Origin of the sequence: Polaribacter atrinae (assembly GCF_038023995.1) — a bacterium.
Classification (GTDB): domain Bacteria; phylum Bacteroidota; class Bacteroidia; order Flavobacteriales; family Flavobacteriaceae; genus Polaribacter; species Polaribacter atrinae.
Genome location: NZ_CP150660.1, coordinates 369084 through 389541 on the forward strand (window position 1 = coordinate 369084; position 20458 = coordinate 389541).

Sequence of the window (20458 nt, forward strand, 5' to 3'; positions counted from 1 at the left end):
AATGTCATTCCGAACGAGGAATGGGGAGGAATCTTTATATTAGATTTCTCAATCGCCGAAAAGGCTCATTTCGAAATGACATTAGGAATATCAATTATGAAAACAAACTTTAACCTAGAGAGCTTAATTAGAGAGAATATTAAATCTCTAAAACCATATTCTTCTGCAAGAGATGAATATAAAGATGCCAATACAACAGAAATGATTTTCTTAGACGCTAATGAAAATCCGTTTGAAAATGGCGTTAATAGATATCCAGATCCACAACAAAACGGCGTAAAAGATTTGTTGTCTGAAATTAAAGGAATCAGCAAAGAAAATATTCTTTTAGGAAATGGAAGTGATGAAGTTTTAGATTTAATTTATAGAGCTTTTTGTGAGCCTAATAAAGATAATATTATCACATTGCCACCCACATACGGAATGTATGATGTGTTGGCAAATATAAATGCCATAGAAAATAGAACGGTATTGTTAAGTGAAGGCGATTTTCAGCCAAAAGTTACTCAGATTTTAAAAAAATCGGATGCCAATACTAAAATTTTGTTTTTATGCTCGCCTAACAATCCAACAGGTAACAGTTTTTCGGTAGAATCTGTTAGAGAGTTATTACTAAAATTTAAAGGTTTAGTAGTTATAGATGAAGCGTATATCGATTTTTCTGAACAAAAAAGTTGGTTAGAGAGATTGCAAGAATTTCCAAATTTAATTATCACACAAACCTTATCTAAAGCCTTTGGTTTAGCAGGGATTCGTATGGGAGTTTGTTATGCATCCGCAGAAATTATAAAAATTTTAAACAACATAAAACCACCTTATAACGTAAACGAACTAAGTCAGCAAAGAGCAATTGTAAGATTGCAAAAAATAGAGGAGGTTCAAAACGAAATTTCTCAGTTGATTAGTGAAAGAAAACGACTTAAAAAGGAGTTGGAGTGTTGCGTTAGTTATATAGAGAAAGTATTTCCTTCTGATGGTAATTTTTTTTTATTAAAAGTAGATGATGCTACAAAACGTTATAATCAGTTAATTGAATATGGCGTGGTTATAAGAAATAGAACTACACAACCTTTATGCGAAAACTGCCTACGAATTAGTGTGGGAGTTTGTGAGGAAAATCAAAGATTATTAAGAGCATTAAAAGCAATACAATAAACTTATAAGTTTTTAAGCTTGTAAGAAAAAAATATAAGATGAGTAAAAAAGTATTATTTATAGACAGAGACGGAACCTTAGTATTAGAGCCGCCTGTAGATTATCAATTAGATAGTTTAGAAAAGTTAGAGTTTTACCCAAAAGTATTTCAATACATGGCAAAAATTGCTAGTGAATTGGATTACGAATTGGTAATGGTAACCAACCAAGATGGATTGGGAACAGATTCTTTTCCGGAAGATACTTTTTGGCCTGCACAAAATAAAGTAATGAGTGCTTTCGAAAAAGAAGGTGTTGTTTTTACCGAAGTGCATATAGATAAAACGTTTCCGCATGAAAATGCCGAAACGCGTAAACCAAGAACAGGTTTGTTAACCAAGTATTTTTCTGAAGAATATGATTTGGAAAATTCTTTTGTTTTAGGAGATAGAATTACCGACATGGAATTGGCAAAAAACTTAGGTGCAAAAGGAATTTTTTTGTCAGAAGACCCAGAATTAGGTGCCGATGAAATTGAAACTTCTAAACAAGAAATTTTAGATTGTATCGCTTTAACTTCTACAGATTGGAAAGAAATCTATGAGTTTTTAAAGTTAGAAGATAGAGTCTCTGAAATTACTAGAAATACCAACGAAACTAAAATTTACATTAAACTAAATTTAGATGGTTCTGGTAAAAATGATATTTCTACAGGCGTAAAGTTTTTCGATCACATGTTAGATCAAATTGGTCGTCATGGAGCGATGGATTTAACTGTAAAAGTTGATGGCGATTTAGAGGTGGATGAACACCATACTATAGAAGATACCATGATTGCTTTGGGTGAGTTATTCCATAAAGCATTAGGAAATAAATTGGGCATTGAGCGTTATGGTTTTTGCTTACCAATGGATGATTGCTTAGCGCAAGCAGCCGTAGATTTTGGCGGAAGACCTTGGTTGGTTTGGGACGCAGATTTTAAGCGCGAAATGATTGGAGATATGCCAACAGAAATGTTTTTACACTTGTTTAAATCGTTTACAGATGGCGCAAAATGTAACTTAAATATTAAGGCAGAAGGAGATAACGAGCATCATAAAATAGAAGGAATTTTTAAAGCGTTTGCAAAAGCGATGAAAATGGCAGTAAAAAGAGATGCTAACAAGATGTTTTTACCATCTACAAAAGGGGTGCTTTAAAAAAGTGTTGAATTGTGAATTTTTAGTTCTGAGTGATTTTAACTTAAAACTAAACTCTAAAAATTAAAAACTAATTATGAAATTAGTAATTATCGATTATGGTGCCGGAAACATTAAAAGCATTCAGTTTGCTTTTAAACGTTTAGGTGTAGATGCTGTTTTATCAAATAATATTGATGAAATAAGAGCTGCAGATAAAATTATTTTCCCAGGAGTTGGTGAAGCAAGTTCTGCAATGCAAATGTTGCAAGAAAGCGGCTTAGACAAAGTAATTCCGACGCTAACACAACCTGTTTTGGGTATTTGTTTGGGGATGCAATTAATGTGTAATTCTTCTTCGGAAGGAAACACCAAAGGATTGGGTATTTTTGATGTTGATGTAAAGAAATTTTCGAAAGCTGTTAAAGTTCCGCAAATGGGTTGGAACGTGATTTATGATTTAAAATCAGATTTATTTATAGGAATCAAAGAAAAAGAATTCATGTATTTAGTGCATAGTTTTTACGCAGAATCTTGTGCAGAAGCAATTGCAACCACAGATTATGAAATTGAATATGCATCTGCATTGCAAAAAGATAATTTTTACGGAGTACAGTTTCATCCAGAAAAGAGTGGATTAGAGGGCGCAAAAATTTTACAAAACTTTTTAAATTTATAAAAATATTGCTTTTAGCAATTCGCCTTTAGCAGTTTGCTAAAAGCTAAGAGCTAAGAGCTAAAAGTTAATCAATGAGAATAATACCAGCCATAGATATTATAGACGGAAAATGTGTTCGTCTAACAAAAGGAGATTACAATACCAAGAAGATTTATAACGAAAATCCGTTAGAAGTTGCCAAAGAATTCGAAGGTGCAGGTATCGAGTATTTGCATGTAGTAGATTTAGATGGCGCAAAAGCAAGTCAGATTATCAATCATAAAGTATTAGAGCAAATTGCTTCAAAAACCAATTTAAAGATTGATTTTGGTGGTGGTTTAAAGTCTGATAAAGATTTAGAAATTGCTTTTAATTCTGGTGCGAATCAAATTACTGGAGGAAGTATTGCTGTTAAAAATAGCGAAATTTTTGAAAGTTGGATTGAAAAATATGGATCCGAAAAAATTATTTTAGGAGCAGATTTTTATCCTGATGCTTCAGGTGGAAAAATTGCTACAAATGGTTGGCAAGAAGAAAGTAGTTTAGAATTGATTCCGTTTATTGCAGGGTATCAGCAAAAAGGAATTCAGTATATTATCTGTACAGATATTTCTAAAGATGGCATGTTACAAGGACCAAGTTTTGATATCTATCAACAAATTTTATCTGAAGTAAATAATGTAAAACTAATTGCTTCTGGAGGAATTTCTGCTTTTGATGAGCTTCCTAGATTAGCAGAAAATGGTTGCGAAGGTGTTATTATAGGAAAAGCGATTTATGAGAATAAAATTAGCTTAAAACAATTAGAACAATTTATATTAACAAAATAAATGTCATTGCGAGGAACGAAGCAATCTCTTAATTAATTGACAGATTGCTTCGTGCCTCGCAATGACGAATTAGAATAAAATGTTAACAAAAAGAATAATACCTTGTTTAGATATTAAAAACGGAAGAACTGTAAAAGGTGTTAATTTCGTAAATTTAATAGATGCAGGAGACCCTGTGGTTTTAGCAAAACAATATGCAGATTTAGGTGCTGACGAATTGGTTTTTTTAGATATTTCTGCAACCTTAGAAGGTAGAAAAACCATGATTGAAATGGTGCATCAAATTGCAGAGCAAGTAAATATTCCGTTTACAGTTGGTGGAGGAATATCATCTGTAGAAAATGTAAATGAGTTGTTAAAATGGGGAGCAGATAAGGTTTCTATTAATTCATCTGCAGTAAAAAGACCCGATTTAGTAAACGAATTGGCAGAGAAATTTGGAAGTCAATGTGTAGTTGTTGCTATTGATGCAAAACAGATTGATGATGAGTGGTTTGTGCATTTGGCAGGAGGAACGATTCCTACAGATATCAAACTTTTTGAATGGGCAAAAGAAGTAGAAGAGCGTGGAGCAGGAGAAATTTTATTTACTTCTATGAATCATGATGGTACAAAAGCAGGATTTGCAAATGAGGCTTTGGCTAAATTATCCGAATTGTTAAACATTCCAATTATTGCTTCAGGTGGTGCGGGTAATGTACAGCATTTTGTAGATACTTTTACAGAAGGAAAAGCAGATGCAGCTTTGGCAGCAAGTGTTTTTCACTTTGGAGAAATTCCTATTTTAGAATTAAAACAAGAATTAAAAAAGAATAACATTCCAGTACGTATATAAACGTCATTACGAGGAAGAATGACGAAGTAATCTTAGAATAATAAATCAGATTGCCACAGCAAATTATCATTTGCTTCGCAATGACGGCAAAATAAAAAATTATGAATATCGATTTCAATAAAAATAACGACGGTTTAGTACCCGCAATCATTCAAGATGCAACTACAAAAAATGTGTTGATGTTGGGGTATATGAATGAAGAAGCTTTTGCTAAAACGCAAGAAACTAAATTAGTAACTTTTTTTAGTAGAACAAAAAAACGTTTGTGGACTAAAGGTGAAGAAAGTGGAAATGTGTTGAATTTAGTTGATATAAAACTAGATTGTGATAATGATACTTTATTAGTTTCTGTAAACCCAAGCGGACCAACGTGTCATATAGGTTCTGCTACTTGTTGGAATGAAGAAAATACACCAAATTATGGTTTCTTTTCTACCTTAGAAGATGTTATTACAGAAAGAGTTGCTAATAAGGATACCAAAAAATCTTATGTAGCTAGTTTATTTGCTAAAGGAATTAACAAAGTGGCTCAGAAAGTAGGAGAGGAAGCTGTAGAAACTGTTATTGAAGCGATGGATAATAACGACGAGTTATTTTTATATGAATCTGCAGATTTAATGTTTCACTATTTAATGTTATTACAAGCAAAAGGATTCACTTTAAAAGACATTGAAGAAGAATTAAAAGGAAGACATAAATAGTTTGATTTTATTCAAAAATAAATTTAAAACCCTCAAGATATTAATTATGAGGGTTTTTTTATTTTTAAGAGTAAAAGGTTTAATAATCATTCATTAAAACCACCTTAAAATTAGGGTAGTTTTCTTTGAATTCTTTTTCTAAACCAATTACATGTGCCGCACCTATAATAATAGCGTTTCTGTTTTTCTTCGATTTTATTACTTGACTAGAAATGTTTTTAGCTATTCTCATGTTCCTTTCGTCAAAATACTTTCTACCTTGTCTACAACCTTCTGTATCTTTAACAACATAAGAAAATGATGCCATATCGTGTAATTGCTGCAGTGATTTTCTTTTATTGGTATGTTTGCCTAAACCTCTAAAAATTGCTGGAAGAATAGCGCTATTGTAGTTTTTCTTATATAATTTAGAATTTGCAGTATTGTTACCGTTGCTAACCCCTTCCTTACTGCATTTGCCCCATGCATCATGATATTCTTTATTAGTTTGCTGGTCATCAATATTTATAACTGTTTTATGATTCATGTATAAGGCTAACTTGTATATTAAGTCTCCATCTTCATGTCTTGTTGGTTTTTTTGCTCCATGTACACCGTATTTTTTTATGTAAGAATAGAATTCATAATTTCCATGATCTCTTTTATAAATGAAACATTTTATTAAATAATCTAAATCAACATTATTCATTTTTGAAAAATCTTTGCTAATTGTTATGTTGAATTTTGAATCATTATAGTTAAAATTATTTTGTAAAGAATCGGATAATTTATAAAATTTTTGATATCCTTTAGACCAACCCTTTTTTAAATACTCCCAAGATATAGTATCATTTGCCATCGGAGATTCTACATAAATAGCTTCTGGTTTGTATTTTTTTGCAAACTTTAACATCGGCTTGTAACTCTTTTTTACAATTTTAGGAACAGTATGCATTGTTCCAATAATTACGATTTCTTGTTGTTTGTTTTGAGCAGATAAAACAAAAAAAGATGCTAATAAAGTAGTAATAAAAATGATTTTAGTTTTCATAATTTTAATTTTTGTGATTAAACTTCCTGAGACAAAATTAGAAAGTAATCTGCAATAAAATTAATATATACAAGGCTTTGGGGTGAAATGCAGCTATTCTGTGGTGGAATTCAATACAGCTTTTACATCATTTTGATAGGTTCTAGAAACTGGCACTTCTATGTGGTGAGATAACACTGTAAAAAGCTTACTGTTTTCCGTTTTCCATTGTACAAAGTGGTACGGATTGATTAAAAAAGAACGATGTGTTTTTAAAAGTTGAGGAAATTCCTCAGCAATAATAGAAAGCTTGTTTCTTATTAAAGTCTTCTTTAAACCATCCCCCAAAATATAAAATATCTCAATATAATTATCTGACGATTGTATGCAAATAACATCATTTAAAAATAAACGCAAACCTTCATAATTTCCCTGGCCTTTAATTTCAATTTTCATTGCTTCTGTTTTTTTGCTATTGTATTTTCCAAAAGCAAAACGACCAAATAATATAATAGGTAAAATGGTAGCAAATACAGGTAAAATAATTGATTTAAGTTGATAGCTTAGGTCATGCGGAAAAGGTTCTCCTGGAACAATTACATATAAATAAAATAATCTGGTTGCAATAATTCCAATTAAAATAAAAAAAAGAAAGAATAGTATTTCTGTTTTAAGAAACCAGTTTTTATTATTTTTTACGAATAGAAAATGCTGTATTGGTAAAAATAGTACATAACAAAAAGCACCTAATAATCCATAAAGAGGTAAGTAAATTAATTTTTCGGAATCGCTAAATACATTTACATCAAAAGGTTCCGTAAAATACAGAAAGACAAAAATCCAAATTGCTAAACAAAAAGCAATAATAAAATGGTGTTTTATAGAGGGATCGAAAGGAAATTTTTTATTCAATTTTAGCTTCTTTTTTAATCAATTTTTTCAAATATAATAATTAAAAGAAACAGTTATCGGAACAATGGATACTAATGAAGAGTTATTTCTCTAAGAATCTGTAAATTTAATATTGATATAATTTAAAGGATTCTCTTTAAAAAATATTGAAGCAGATTTAAAAAGGAGACATTAATAAAGCTTTTTGAAATATTTATGGTACAGCTGTAAAAACTAAAGTTTTTCCATAATAAGGATATTCACCTCCTGTAAAAATCATTCTAGTTTCACTAAGTTTTTCTAAACCAAGAATAGTAAGTGTATTTTTAAAATTTTCATCAAGACTTTCTCCTTTAGAAATATTGATAAAAATTTTACCTGTACTTTCGTTAAAGCTATAGGTTAAACGGCCGTCTTGTTCTGTTGGAGTGTCGTAGTAGCAAGAAGCATTGCCAAGTATTACTTCGGCTTCATTTGTATCATAGAAAAAAGTATACGCATCGTCGGTATAACAATCGTTAAATTCGCTGAGTAAATCATTTTCATAGGTTTTGTAAAAAGCTTCCACTTTCCAAGTTTTAGAACTATTTCCATGAATTTTTTGTAAATCATCTAGGGTATATTTTTCATTTATTCCATCATCGTCTTTACTGCAGTTATATAAAAACAAAGTAGAAAGAATTAATAGAGGTATGTAGATGTTTTTCATGGTAATACTTTTATGTTAGAGAACATTATTAAACAATTATTATGCCGAAGGAATGCTTTTTTTTGAATTAAAAAGGTATTAAAGATTAAGTATTTATCAAATCTAAAGTGACCAAATACATATCTTGTTTGGTCATTTTTGCTTTTAACCAGGCAAAGAAACTCATCATAAAAATATCTTCTTTTTTGGTGTCAATCCAATTAAAGGAAGTTTCTACTTTCTCTTTAAATTCTTCTGTGGTCACCATTTCTGGATTTTTATAGTAGATTTCCACTAACTTTAAATAGGTAATTACCCTTTCTTGATTAATTTCTGACAGATTTTTAAAATAGTTTCTTTTAAAGCTTTTTACCCTAGAATCTACCAAGTCTATGTTTCCTAAATCTATTTGTAATAAAATTTCAATTAAGTTTTTTTTGATAGTCCAAATAATACCTGCTTTTTCAATATACCATTTGTCTGTATGGTAAAATTTAGAAACTATTTTTTGTGCTTTTTCTAATGATTTATGCTGATAATAAAAAACAATTAAAGAAAGCGAGAAATCTAATTGTGTAACAATATCTGTGTTTTTTTTATCAATATAAGGCTCTAATAAAACTATAGCTTCGGTTTGTCTATTTGTGTAATTTAAGTTTAACGCTTGTAGTAAATCATATTTCTGAATAAAATCAGTATAACATTTTTTCTTCTCAGTATTCATATAGAATAACATTAAGTCTAAATATTTTTGAGATGCCTCAAACTTTTTATTTCTAAAAAGTACGTTGGCAATTAAACACAAAACTTCTAAATGATAGTTAAGTTGTTTGTCTTTTGAAGTATGATTTTGAATGATTTGATAAGTTTCAATAACAAACGATTCAATATTATAATAATCAAATTTTTGAGCAGAAGAAATACTTGTAATTTGAATGATTTGATATAAGGATTTGAAGGATAAAGAATCGGAAATTGTAATGTTTTGTTCTTTTAAAACAATGTCAATCAGTTCTTTAATGTCAATATTAGATTTGTTTTGACGATAATTAGCCAATGAAGTTCTAATTTTAGCATATGCAATGTTTAGATTATCTTCTAAAATAAGTTGATTTTGGTTTTCTTTAAAATTATTAATTAATTCCTCTAAATTTAAGTTAGCGTTTAAATGCGCATATTGAATTTTAGTATGATATACTTCGTTTAAAATTGCAAATAATTGATATTCATTTGCTGTTATAATGGTTTTATCTAAAATTTGATATCCAACTTTTATTTGTCCTTTTTTTAGAAAATACCGAGCAGAAAGAATGTTTTTTATCAATAGAATATCGATAGAGTTTTCTTCCTTCATACTTGTGTTTGCTGTAAAATCGATAAGAGATTGAAACAAACGTTTTCTAAGTGCGTGTAAAGCTACTTTGTTTTGCTTGCCATATAATTTGTTAGAAATTTCTGAAGAAGACATGTTGTCTTCTAATAAAAGTGTTACTAATAGACAGTTTTTAGCATCTTTCCTTTTGTTTTTTTTATCTAGGTAAGAAAAAAAATCTTGTTGTTGTTCTGTAGTAAAAGTACTTAATACTTTTTTTAAATTAATCATTATATCGTCAGTAAAATATAAGTAAATATACTTTATTTATGATTAAAATGTTTATTTATATAAAATTAGTCGTCAGTAATTGTTTAAAATTGAATTCTTACAACTTTAAAAGAGTCGCAAATTTGTATCATAATTATTAAACTAAAAATTATGAATTATCAAACAACATCTTCAATTAATGAAGAAACTAAAAAAGAAAGTAAAAAGGAAAAAGTAAAAAATGAATTAAATCCAAAACCAACTTCTGCTTATGTTGGAGCTTCGTGGGGAGCTTTAATAATTGGTCTGGTTTCTTACTGTGTCGGTTTGTGGAATGCAGCTATTGAATTGAATGAAAAAGGATTTTATTTCGCTATTCTTTTAATGGGGATTTACGCTGTAATTTCTTTACAAAAGGCAGTAAGAGATAAAGCAGAAGAGATTAAAGTAAGTGAAATGTATTATGGAATAAGTTGGGTAGTAGTTCTTGCAGCAATATTGTTATTAATTATAGGGCTTAGAAATGCTGATTTGCTTTTAAGTGAAAAAGGATTCTACGGAATTTCATTTCTGCTAAGTTTATTTGGTGCCATTACTGTACAGAAAAATACAAGAGATATCGATTTTATAAACAACAAAACTAAAGAAGAAAAAAGTTAGTTTAGTAATGGTTTTAGAGAACCAAAACCTCACAAGTTTATACTTGTGAGGTTTTAAGGTTTATGGTGTTTATAATAAATGTAAAATAGTTGAACTTGTAATTTTATTTATAGCTTTTCTATATTTACCTTTGGGTACTAAATTACTTCTTTTGAAAAAATCAAAATTTTTAATAGTTCTGGCCTTTTTTACAATTTATATTGTTTGGGGATCTACTTATTTATTTAATAAGATTGCGGTAACGGCTTTACCTCCTTTTTTTATGGCTTCATTACGGTTTTTAGGAGCTGGAGTTTTAATTATGATTATTTCTAAAATCATGAAATTAAACCTTAAAGTCACTAAAAAACAATTGATTAATTGTTTTGTATCTAGCTTTTTTTTCTTGGTTTATGGTAATGGTGTTTTTGTTTGGGCGCTTGTGTATTTAGATAGTGGTTTTGCTGCTTTGTTGGCATCTACACAGCCATTATTTGTCTTAATATTATTACGTTTAATAGATAGAAAACCAATGCAAACACAATCTATAATTGGGGTTGCTTTAGGTGTTTTAGGAATGTATTTATTGGTAAGTCAACAGTCTATAACCGCTTCAGAAGGAAGTTTATTGGGAATTTTTATGATTTTAACCTGTGTGTTGAGTTGGAGTTATGGAGGTGTATTTGTTTCTAAAGCAGATTTGCCAAAAAACTTTTTTATAACAACGGGATATCAAATGTTGTTTTCTGGATCGTTCCTTTTTTTAATGAGTTTAACTTTTGGAGAAACAATGATTTCTCCTTTAGAATGGTCAACAGAAGTGCAGTTTTCTCTTATTATGTTAATCGTTTTTGGTAGTATTATTGCCTTTACAGCTTTTAATTATTTACTTAAATTAGTGTCTACAGAAAAAGTAGCCACTTCTGCCTATGTAAACCCAATTGTTGCAATGCTTTTAGGATGGTATTTTCTAGATGAAGTATTAACAATGCAATCTATTATAGCATCTATTGTATTGTTGTCTGGAGTCTATTTTATTACTTCACGTAAACGAATAGCAAAGGTAGATGCAGAAGAAGTTATAAAGCCTTAATAAAAGTATAATGTTAATTTTTTACGTTTAACTTGTCTTAATCTTAAAATGTATTGTTAAGGTTATTCTTGATTTAAGCGTGAATAATACTAGAAAGTATTTAAGTACTTGAATGATACATATAATAGGCGATTTGTTCCTATTATTTTTAAGTCGTTTTCTTATTTTTAATAGGCTTCTGGTTTAGGTATTGCTATTATTTACCTTACTTTATAATTCAAATAACAAAATAATTAACATCCATTTTTGAATAGTTCTTTATATATTTCACCTAAATAAAAATCATTGCAAACAATTACAATTACATACATCATTTTAGCCTTGTTACTGAGTCTTTCAGTAGCTTATTTTCAGTACTTTTTTAAAGAAAAAAATAAAGCTAAAATTAATGTTTTGTTATTTGTTTTAAGAACGCTGAGTCTTTTTCTGTTGCTTTTACTATTGATAAACCCAGCAATTAAAAAAATAGAACTCATAAACACAAAGCCAGTTCTAGCTGTTTTAGTTGATGATTCTAAATCCATTCCTTTTTTTAACGAAGCTAAAAACATAGCTGCATTTTGGTCGGAAATTAAAAAGGACAAAAGCATACAGGAGAAATTTGACATTAATGGCTTTAGCTTTGGGAGTGAAATAAAGCCTTTAGATTCGCTTTCTTTTATAGAGAACGAAACCAATGTGTCTAAAGCAATAATAGCTGTAAATGAGCTTTATGAGGATAAAATTGCGCCCATTATCTTACTATCAGACGGAAACCAAACTATTGGAAATGATTATGAATATCTTAATTCTAATCAAAAAATATATCCAATTGTTTTTGGTGATACCATTCAGTATAAAGATTTAAAAATTACTCAGCTAAACGTTAATAAGTACAGTTATATAAAAAATAAATTCCCAGTTGAAGTATTCTTGAATTATGAAGGTAAAGAAAACGTGTCTTCTCAGTTTTCAATTTATAAAGAAGGTAAAACCGTTTTTACTAAAAAAATAGACTTTTCAGCAACTAATAATGTAAAAACAATTTTAACGAACTTAACATCAAGCAAAGAAGGATTTCAATATTATACAGCGTCGATTAGTAAGGTAGAAGGAGAGAAAAACACAAAAAATAATACCAAAAACTTCTCTGTAGAAGTGATTGACGAACAAACAAAAGTATTGATTTTAACGTCCGTTTTACATCCGGATTTAGGAGTTTTAAAAAAATCGATAGAAAGTAACAAACAACGCGATGTAGATGTTTTTTTAATTGATAAATTTAATAAGCAAATTAATGATTACCAATTAGTTGTTTTGTATCAACCAAATAATAGATTTAATAAATATATTAGCGCTATTAAAATAAATAAAAGCAATTATTTTTTAATTTCTGGAGCGAATACAGATTGGAATTTTATCAATAAACAACAATTAGGGTTTACTAAAAACGATCTGAATCAAACAGAGAATTATGGCGCATTTTTGAATGATTCATTTTTAACTTTTTTACAAAAAGAGATTGGTTTCAATCAGTTTCCGCCGTTGAAAGATCAGTTTGGAGAAGTTTTTATTTCTAAAGAACATCAAACATTATTATTTCAAAGTATAAACGGATTAGAAACCCAGCAACCTTTATTGGCTACTTTAGAAGAGAACAATCAGAAAGTAGGTGTTTTGTTTGGGGAAGGTTTATGGAGGTGGAGAGCTGCTAGTTTTTTAAACTCAAACTCCTTTCAAGATTTTGATACTTTTATAGGGAACTTAGTTCAGTATTTAGCCTCAAATAAAAAAAGAAACCGCTTAGAGGTAAATGCAGAAAGTTTGTACGCTGCAAACTCTACAATTCAAATATCAGCATTTTATACAGACAAAAATTACCTGTTTGATGCAAGAGCTTCATTAGAAATAACGGTAACAAATTCAGTAACGAAAGAGGTTGTGAAAAATCCTTTTTCATTAATCCATAATTCTTATCAGACGGAAATAGAAAACCTGAATGCAGGAGATTATGAGTATAAAGTTTCAGTAAATGGACAAAATATACATCAATACGGAAAGTTTAAAATTACAGATTATCAAATAGAAGAGCAGTTTACCAATGCGAATTCCATAAAGTTGCAAAAATTAGCAAATAAAACAACAGGAACGTTGTATTTTAAGGATGAAGTAGCACAATTAAAAGAAGCTCTTTTAGCGGATACTTCATTTTTTACTACGCAAGAATCAATAGAGAAAGAACAAAATTTAATAGATTGGAAATGGGTTTTGTTTATTGTAATAGGTTTGCTGTCAGTAGAGTGGTTTATTAGAAAATATTACGGAAAAATTTAAAAATTAGAATTTAATATGAGATTTCACACAAGAAAGTGGGTAAAACCAGAAGATTTAAATCCGAATGGAACCTTATTTGGAGGTAGGCTTTTACAGTTTATTGACGAAGAAGTAGCAATTTATGCAATTATTCAATTAGAACACACAAGAACGGTTACAAAATACATGTCTGAAATAGACTTTGTAAGCTCTGCAAAACAAGGAGATATTATAGAAATAGGGATCGATGTTTTAAAGTTTGGGAACTCTTCTATTACTTTAACATGTAGCGTTAGAAATAAACTAACAAGAAAAACCATTATTGTGGTAGATAAAATTGTTATGGTTTGTTTAGATGAAAATGGGAACCCAAAAAAACATGGAAAAACGGAGATTGAATACGTTAAAAATCGTTTAGAAGATTAAATTTGTGTTCGTGTATTATTCGTTGAATTATATCTTTATTATTACCGTTTTTTAAGCAAGATATAGATTATATATATTGCGTTTCACAAAGTTAAATTGTAAATTTGTAGTTAATCAAAACTTATAAGTATGGCGAATAATCAAGTAGATATAAAGTTTCCTAAGGGAGGTGTTTTTTTTATCATGTTAGCGGTAGTATTAATCATTTTATTTTCTAAATCTACAGTAACTATTGGGCCTGGAGAGGGAGGTGTAATTTTTGAAACTTTAGGAGATGGTATTAATACAGAAAAAACATATGGAGAAGGTTTTCAGATTGTAGCTCCTTGGAATAGAATGATTGTACGAAAAGTACGTCAGCAAGCTATCTCTACAGAAATGAATGTACTTTCTGTAAATGGATTAGAGGTTAAGGTAAACGGGACTGTTTGGTACGAGCCAGAATTTTCTAATTTAGGAAAATTAATAAAAACAAAAGGAGAGGATTATGAACGTGAATTGTTAGATCCGGCAGTTAATGCGGCTGCAAGAAGTGTTGTTGGTCGTTATACTCCAGAGCAGTTATATTCTAGTAAAAGAGACGTAATTGAGCAAGAAATTTTAGATGAAATTCAAATTGTTTTAAAAGATCAATTCTTAGCAGTTAAAAGAGTTTTAGTAGAAGATGTTAAATTACCAACTACTATTAGAACTGCAATTGAAACAAAGCTAAAACAAGAGCAAGAATCTTTAGAATATGAATTTAGATTAGCAAAAGCATTAAAAGAAGCAGAAAGACAAAAAATTGATGCTGAAGGGAAAGCAGTTGCAAATAAAATTTTAAGTGCTTCTTTAACGGATAAAATCTTACAAGAAAAAGGAATCGGTGCTACTTTAGAATTGTCTAAATCACCTAACAGTAAAGTAATTGTTATTGGTTCTGGTAAAGATGGTTTACCTATTATTTTAGGAAATCAGTAAAAAAAAGTAATTCCTATATAACGGAATGTAAAATTGATAAGAGAAATTTTTCTCAATGAAAATCCAGCGAAAGCTGGATTTTTTTTATGCCTTTAATTTATTAAACTTAAAGTCCGTAAGAGTGCTATTTTAATTGTAATTTAAGTGTCTTTTGAGCCTTATAGTTGTAAAAGATTATATATTGGTTTTACAAATGATATCTAGTGAAGTTGGAGTGATGTTAAGGTTTAACAATGGTGTTGGCTTATGATGTAGAGATTGTTAAAAGTAGATAAAACATCATTCATTTGAAATTTATTAGAAAAAGAAGTTTACATGTAAATACAATTACGCAGTATTTAAGTTAATTATAGTTAGAATTAATTAGTTTTAAGGTAGAAGTATCGTTTCTCAATAAAGTTGGTTAGAATCAATTTTAGGAAGCGTGTGAGTTTAGTGAGTTTCTTCTAAATAAAAAACCTTGAAGTTTTAGCCTCAAGGTTTTTAAAAGTGTTTTTGTTCTTTAGAAAAAGTATTGCAGAATCTAAAGAATTAATTTTTTACTGGAATCTTATCACGTTCAATTTTACCATTCTTAATTGCCTTGTAATTTTCATAACAATCCAATACTGCTTCAATCATTTGTAAGTCAGATGCTTTTTTAATAAAGTACTCAGAGTAGTTACAGTCTGTAAGAAGCTCAGTAAGTTCTTGCCTGTCCATTTGCAGGTATTCCATCATTACTTCTCTGTCAAATTTACCAGCCAACATTTTTCTTAAATCATCTTCTTTTTTAAGTTTTTGTAGCTTTTTTAATTGTTTTGGTTTGCTACCAAATAGATTGTATAAGTAGTCTACAGGCTGAAATAAAGCAGCTATAGGTGAAGAAAAGTCTTTTGCTTTAGGTTTACCAACTTCATAGGTTTGTGGTAGACCATTAATTTTAATTCTTGTAAATCGATCCTTAGGTACTTGTTTTACATCAATTTCTAAAACACCTATTAACTGGGTAGATTTTATAACGACTTCTCTAATTTCTTCTGGTTTTTCATACAAAGCTATTAGTAATTCGTTTCCTTTTAATAAATCGTTTGTAATTTTTAATTTTATAGATTCGTATCCTAAATAAGAAACTAAAATAGTATCATTTGCTTTTGTAGGGATTTCAAAAAAACCTCTATCATCAGTAATGGTACCTTGTACCGTATTTAAATTTAGTATGTGTGAGGCACTTAACGCTTTTTTTGTTTCAGCATGAATAATTTGCCCTTTTAACCTTTTTATACGAATGGTATCGTTCTGAGAGAGTGTGCTTAGGGAAGCGAATAAGCACAAAATATATAATAGTCTTTGCATATTGCAATAATATGAATAATTGCTCTTAGAAAGGTTAATTTTTTGTGAAACCCTGCTGTTTTTTTTTAAAAGAATTGAAGAAATACAAAAGGGAAGTTCTTTACTAAGAAAACTTCTCTTTTAAATTTTAATAGTATTTGTAAGTTGAAAATACGAGAGAGATTCTTTATTGGATAAAAAAAAGCTCCTTTCAATGAAAGGAGCTTATAAATTAATGCTTACTAAATTTATCTATAACGTCTTTTTAAATTCCAAAGAGTTGAGTTTGTGTTGCTTAAATTTTTTGTTGGTCCTCCAACTTTACTTTTTACTTTTTGATTACTTGTTTTCATACATCTTTAATTTGCGGGTGCAAAATTACGCAGTTTATAATGTTATAAAAACAACAGATTTAATGACTATGTATGGTATGTTAACTTTAGGTTAAGTAATTGTTTATTTTTTGATAATGTGTTGTTGTTTAGTGGAATAAAATTCTATTTTACTGTTTTGAATTGCTTTATAGATTCATTAACTCTATATACAGTTTTTGAATTGGTAACCCAACTACGTTAAAATAGCTGCCTTCTAAATTCTCAATAGCTATAAAGCCAATCCATTCCTGAATACCATAAGCGCCTGCTTTGTCAAAAGGTTGGTAGTTTTTTATGTAGTAATTTATTTCGTCGTCAGACAGTTCTTTAAAAGAAACTACGGTTGTATCATTTACAATTTTTTGAAAATGACTACTTTTTATACTAATCGATGTAATTACTTCGTGTTTTTTTCCGGATAAAGCTCTTAACATGGCAAAAGCATCTGCTTCATCTTTTGGTTTTCCTAAAGCTTTATCTTCTAACCAAACAATGGTATCTGAAGTTATCAGTAAATCTTTTTCGGATAAATTTGAAAATGCTTTTGATTTTAAATCTGCTAAAAAATCTGTAATTGCTGTTCCTTTTAATTCAGGTGGATAAATTTCTTCAACTTCTTTTAATTGAATTGTAAAATCGATATCTAAATCTTTAAAGAATTGTTGTCTTCTTGGAGATTTAGATGCAAGTATTATATTGTACTCTTTTAATTTTTCTCTTAACATATATTTTTATTGTTCATTCTGCTAAAGCAGGAATCTATTTTATGAATTAAACTTAAATAATACCATTGATAAAATTCCGAATAACATAATTACTTTCATTAAATTACTGAGTTGGCTAAACTCTTTTTTACTTTCAGAAAACCATAATTTGTACATAAAATAGAGTAGTGGTAATAAAATAAATAGAATTCCGTAGCTTAAAAGTAGGTACTCTTTTACTAAAGATTGTAAAATAATTAAAAGGAATACTAATAAAATGGCGCTAAAAAAAAAAGCTACTTTAGCGGCTCTTTTTCTACCAAACAAAATAGGTAAAGTATTTGCTTTTATTTTTAAATCACCATTAATGTCTTCTATGTCTTTAATAATCTCTCTAATAAGGTTGGTAAGTACAGAAAAAACAATGTAAGTAATCATTATTAAAAGTAAACGGATGCTTGTTGCCATGTTGCTTATTACTTCTAATAGATTGCTATTATGGGCTTTTGGTTCGTTGAATATTACGGTTATAAAAACCACTAAACCTAAGAGGGCAGAAACTAATAAATTACCAATAAAAAGTGTTTTTTTTAAGTATTTAGAATATAAAAATAATGCTAATATAGTTCCTAAAAAAAAGAAACTATACAGATTGTTCTCAGTGGTAAAAGACAAATATGTGCCTAAAATAAAACCTAGAATACTCGTAAAATAATACACAACCCAAGCTTTCTTTTTAGAAATAGAGGTGTCTATAATAACTTTTAAAGGTTTGTTTATTTTGTCTGTTTCAGTATCAAAAATATCATTTATAATATATCCACCAGCGGTGATACATAAAATGCTAAAAGCAAAGAGTATAAATTGATAATGAGTTAAAGTAATGCCTAAATAAGTAGTGTGTATTAAGGTGTAATTTTTAAAACTAATGTCACTAAAAAAGATGGAATCTATCAACGCATATTTGGTTAAAACCATTGTTAATAAAACCATTAAAAGGTTTTTATAACGAATTAGCCTTAAAAAATCCATTATCCGTTAAAGCTCTTTTTAATACGTGCTAAATCACGCTTGTTATCTCTATCTTTTAGAACTTCTCGCTTGTCATGAGTTTGTTTTCCTTTTGCCAATGCAATTTCTAGTTTGGCAAAACCTTTATCATTAATAAACAAACGTAAAGGCACAATAGTATTTCCTTTTGCTTCAACGTCTTTTCTTAAAGAACGCAATTCGCGTTTGTGCATTAATAATCTACGTTCACTTTTTGGTTTGTGGTTAAAGTGATGTCCAAACATGTATTCTTGAATATACATGTTAACAATAAACAATTCTCCGCCTTCATTAAATTCACAAAAACTCTCTGTAATTCTAGCCTGACTTAAGCGAATGGATTTTATTTCAGTTCCTGTTAACTGAATTCCAGCCACGTATTTGTCTAGAATTTCAAATTCGAAACGTGCTTTTTTATTCTTTATGTTTATCTTTTTCTGAACAGCCATAGACTGATTTTAATTTTAATAATTTTAACAAAGATACATTTTTACTTCGGTCAAAGAAACGTAATTTTGAAATCTATTATTTGTCAAATAAAACAACAACCGATGAAATATTTATCAATTCTTTTTTTAGCTTTCTTAATTTCTTGTAAACCTTCTGAAAACAAGTTGACTGCACAACAAATTATTGATAAAGCCATTGTTTCATCTGGTGCGGATAAAGTGGCTAATTCTGAAATTAAATTCAAATTTAGAGACAAAGAATATATTGCTAATAGAAAATCTTCTGGTAGTTTTAAGCTTACAAGAAAGCAGAAAGACGAAAAAGCAGGATTTATTTCAGATGTTTTAAGCAATGAGAAATTTGAAAGATTAGTAAACGGCATTCCGTATCAAGTAAACGATTCAATCGCAAACATTCTATCGAATTCTGTAAATTCGGTACATTATTTTTCAGTATTACCATTTGGGTTAAATGACAAAGCAGTGATAAAAAAGTTATTGCCATCAACTACTGTAAAGGATAAAGAATATTATAAAATACAAGTTACTTTTTCTGAAGATGGAGGAGGAGAAGATTTTGATGATATTTTTATCTATTGGATAGGAAAACAAGATTTTTTAGTTGATTATTTAGCATATTCTTACCACACAAATGGCGGAGGAAAACGTTTTAGAGCTATAAATAAAGAAGTCTTAAAAAACGGAATTCGTTTTGTGAATTATGACAATTATAAGCCTTTAAATAAAGAAATTTCTTTAATTGATATTGATAAAGCATTTGAAAAAAATGAGCTTAAAAAATTATCAGAAATCAATCTAGAAAATATCGAAGTACAGATTTTAAAGTAAGGTTAGTCTTTTTTTTTTGAAGCTAATTATGTTTTAAAGTTGATTTGGTTATTTTTCTGTGTTTTAAATAGATTATAGGATAGTAATAAATTTAATTTTACAAAGAAAAATAAAAACGGATAATTAATTGATTCATCGATAATTGTCCGTTTTTTTTGAGTTCTTAATACCAGGCTACCTAAAGAAGAATTGTTAGATACAATCAACTTTTTTTTTCAACTTTAAAAAAAGTTATTGAAGAGTTTCTAAACTACTTGTTTTTTTATCACCAGAAACCGTTACAATGTATAAGTTAGCATTGTTATCATCATCCATGTTTTCATATTTTTTGCTTCCTAAAATTTTATTTGCAAAAATTGGAGTCGTATTACTGTGCCCAACAACTAAAACAGTTTTACCTTTTGTTTCTTGTTGAAAAATAGAATCGTACATTTTACTCGGATTGTATTTTAATATTTCTAAATTTTTATCTTTAGCAGTTGGTGTAGCAGTTTCTATAGTTCTGTTGTAGTTTGTTGAGTAAATAGCATCAAACGGAACGTTTTTAAAATGATCAGCCCATTTTCGGGCCCTTTCTTGTCCGCTTTTATTCAAATTAGGATTTCTATTTGACTTATCTGTTCTGTCTTTTTCTGCATGACGAATTAAATAATACGTAGTTGTTTTATCGGAATTACAAGAAGTAAATAAGGTAAAAGTAAAGACAATAAGGAATAAAAAATTTTTCATAAGAGTAAGTTTGAGCAACGAATATAGTTAAAAAAAGAAAAAGCGATGTTTTTTAAAACACCGCTTTTTCTAT

21 protein-coding genes are annotated in these 20458 nt (G+C 28.9%); 12 read left to right on the forward strand and 9 right to left on the reverse strand.

The features are described from left to right. The first annotated feature begins 96 nt into the window (after positions 1-96). From hisC to hisIE, 6 genes are all read left to right on the forward strand, one after another. A complete protein-coding gene (gene hisC / locus WG945_RS01680) occupies positions 97-1155 on the forward strand; it encodes a histidinol-phosphate transaminase (RefSeq protein WP_068452345.1) in 1059 nt (352 codons plus the stop codon). Positions 1156-1193: 38 nt separating this feature from the next. Beyond that, positions 1194-2333, forward strand: coding sequence for a bifunctional histidinol-phosphatase/imidazoleglycerol-phosphate dehydratase HisB (hisB, locus tag WG945_RS01685; RefSeq protein ID WP_068452348.1), 1140 nt, complete (start codon positions 1194-1196; stop codon positions 2331-2333). 76 nt (positions 2334-2409) lie between these two features. Then, positions 2410-2991 carry an imidazole glycerol phosphate synthase subunit HisH gene (gene hisH / locus WG945_RS01690; protein WP_068452351.1) on the forward strand — a complete coding sequence of 194 codons (582 nt, stop codon included), beginning with the start codon at positions 2410-2412 and terminating at the stop codon, positions 2989-2991. A 71-nt stretch (positions 2992-3062) separates the two neighbouring features. Next, positions 3063-3800 (forward strand): 1-(5-phosphoribosyl)-5-[(5-phosphoribosylamino)methylideneamino]imidazole-4-carboxamide isomerase, encoded by a 738-nt coding sequence (gene hisA, locus WG945_RS01695; RefSeq protein WP_068452353.1) that lies wholly within the window; start codon positions 3063-3065, stop codon positions 3798-3800. Between the two features lie 79 nt (positions 3801-3879). Further along, entirely contained in the window at positions 3880-4635 is a 756-nt protein-coding gene (gene hisF, locus WG945_RS01700; RefSeq protein WP_068452356.1) for an imidazole glycerol phosphate synthase subunit HisF, read from the forward strand. A gap of 101 nt (positions 4636-4736) precedes the next feature. Next, a complete protein-coding gene (hisIE, locus tag WG945_RS01705) occupies positions 4737-5336 on the forward strand; it encodes a bifunctional phosphoribosyl-AMP cyclohydrolase/phosphoribosyl-ATP diphosphatase HisIE (protein ID WP_068452358.1) in 600 nt (199 codons plus the stop codon). A gap of 79 nt (positions 5337-5415) precedes the next feature. Here hisIE and WG945_RS01710 read toward each other — a convergent pair whose 3' ends face one another. The 4 genes from WG945_RS01710 to WG945_RS01725 all read right to left on the reverse strand — a co-directional run bounded on the left by WG945_RS01710 (position 5416) and on the right by WG945_RS01725 (position 9527). Next, a complete protein-coding gene (locus WG945_RS01710; protein WP_068452361.1) occupies positions 5416-6366 on the reverse strand; it encodes a DUF5694 domain-containing protein in 951 nt (316 codons plus the stop codon). Positions 6367-6459: 93 nt separating this feature from the next. Then, positions 6460-7257, reverse strand: a complete 798-nt coding sequence (locus WG945_RS01715) for a LytTR family DNA-binding domain-containing protein (RefSeq protein WP_068452365.1) — start codon at positions 7255-7257, stop codon at positions 6460-6462. Between the two features lie 193 nt (positions 7258-7450). Next, positions 7451-7945 carry a hypothetical protein gene (locus WG945_RS01720; RefSeq protein ID WP_068452368.1) on the reverse strand — a complete coding sequence of 165 codons (495 nt, stop codon included), beginning with the start codon at positions 7943-7945 and terminating at the stop codon, positions 7451-7453. Between the two features lie 85 nt (positions 7946-8030). After that, on the reverse strand, positions 8031-9527 hold the full coding sequence (locus WG945_RS01725) for a hypothetical protein (RefSeq protein ID WP_068452371.1): 1497 nt from the start codon (positions 9525-9527) through the stop codon (positions 8031-8033). Positions 9528-9677: 150 nt separating this feature from the next. On the opposite strand from WG945_RS01725, the gene yiaA reads away from it, so the two are divergent. From yiaA to WG945_RS01750, 5 genes are all read left to right on the forward strand, one after another. Further along, complete coding sequence (gene yiaA / locus WG945_RS01730; protein ID WP_068452373.1) at positions 9678-10166, forward strand: inner membrane protein YiaA; 489 nt, start codon at positions 9678-9680, stop codon at positions 10164-10166. Positions 10167-10317: 151 nt separating this feature from the next. Beyond that, positions 10318-11238: an EamA family transporter gene (locus WG945_RS01735; RefSeq protein ID WP_068452981.1), complete on the forward strand. Its 921-nt coding sequence runs from the start codon at positions 10318-10320 to the stop codon at positions 11236-11238. 285 nt (positions 11239-11523) lie between these two features. Beyond that, positions 11524-13551, forward strand: coding sequence for a VWA domain-containing protein (locus WG945_RS01740; RefSeq protein WP_231874710.1), 2028 nt, complete (start codon positions 11524-11526; stop codon positions 13549-13551). Positions 13552-13566: 15 nt separating this feature from the next. Further along, positions 13567-13956, forward strand: coding sequence for an acyl-CoA thioesterase (locus tag WG945_RS01745; protein ID WP_068452376.1), 390 nt, complete (start codon positions 13567-13569; stop codon positions 13954-13956). Between the two features lie 129 nt (positions 13957-14085). Further along, positions 14086-14916, forward strand: coding sequence for a prohibitin family protein (locus WG945_RS01750; protein WP_068452379.1), 831 nt, complete (start codon positions 14086-14088; stop codon positions 14914-14916). 531 nt (positions 14917-15447) lie between these two features. Here the strand turns inward: WG945_RS01750 and WG945_RS01755 are convergent. The 4 genes from WG945_RS01755 to smpB form a co-directional block, all read right to left on the reverse strand. Continuing rightward, positions 15448-16251: a carboxypeptidase-like regulatory domain-containing protein gene (locus tag WG945_RS01755; protein ID WP_068452383.1), complete on the reverse strand. Its 804-nt coding sequence runs from the start codon at positions 16249-16251 to the stop codon at positions 15448-15450. 499 nt (positions 16252-16750) lie between these two features. After that, the gene (locus WG945_RS01760; protein WP_068452386.1) at positions 16751-17329 is read right to left on the reverse strand and encodes a Maf-like protein; all 579 of its coding nucleotides are present in this window, start codon (positions 17327-17329) and stop codon (positions 16751-16753) included. A gap of 39 nt (positions 17330-17368) precedes the next feature. Continuing rightward, a complete protein-coding gene (locus tag WG945_RS01765; protein ID WP_197482118.1) occupies positions 17369-18301 on the reverse strand; it encodes a geranylgeranylglycerol-phosphate geranylgeranyltransferase in 933 nt (310 codons plus the stop codon). Between the two features lie 38 nt (positions 18302-18339). Beyond that, positions 18340-18807 (reverse strand): SsrA-binding protein SmpB, encoded by a 468-nt coding sequence (gene smpB, locus WG945_RS01770; protein ID WP_068452391.1) that lies wholly within the window; start codon positions 18805-18807, stop codon positions 18340-18342. 102 nt (positions 18808-18909) lie between these two features. Between smpB and WG945_RS01775 the strand changes: the two genes are divergently transcribed. Then, positions 18910-19656 carry a DUF6503 family protein gene (locus WG945_RS01775; RefSeq protein WP_068452393.1) on the forward strand — a complete coding sequence of 249 codons (747 nt, stop codon included), beginning with the start codon at positions 18910-18912 and terminating at the stop codon, positions 19654-19656. Positions 19657-19887: 231 nt separating this feature from the next. Here the strand turns inward: WG945_RS01775 and WG945_RS01780 are convergent, their stop codons facing one another. Continuing rightward, the gene (locus WG945_RS01780) at positions 19888-20385 is read right to left on the reverse strand and encodes a SixA phosphatase family protein (RefSeq protein WP_068452395.1); all 498 of its coding nucleotides are present in this window, start codon (positions 20383-20385) and stop codon (positions 19888-19890) included. Positions 20386-20458: the final 73 nt, after the last annotated feature.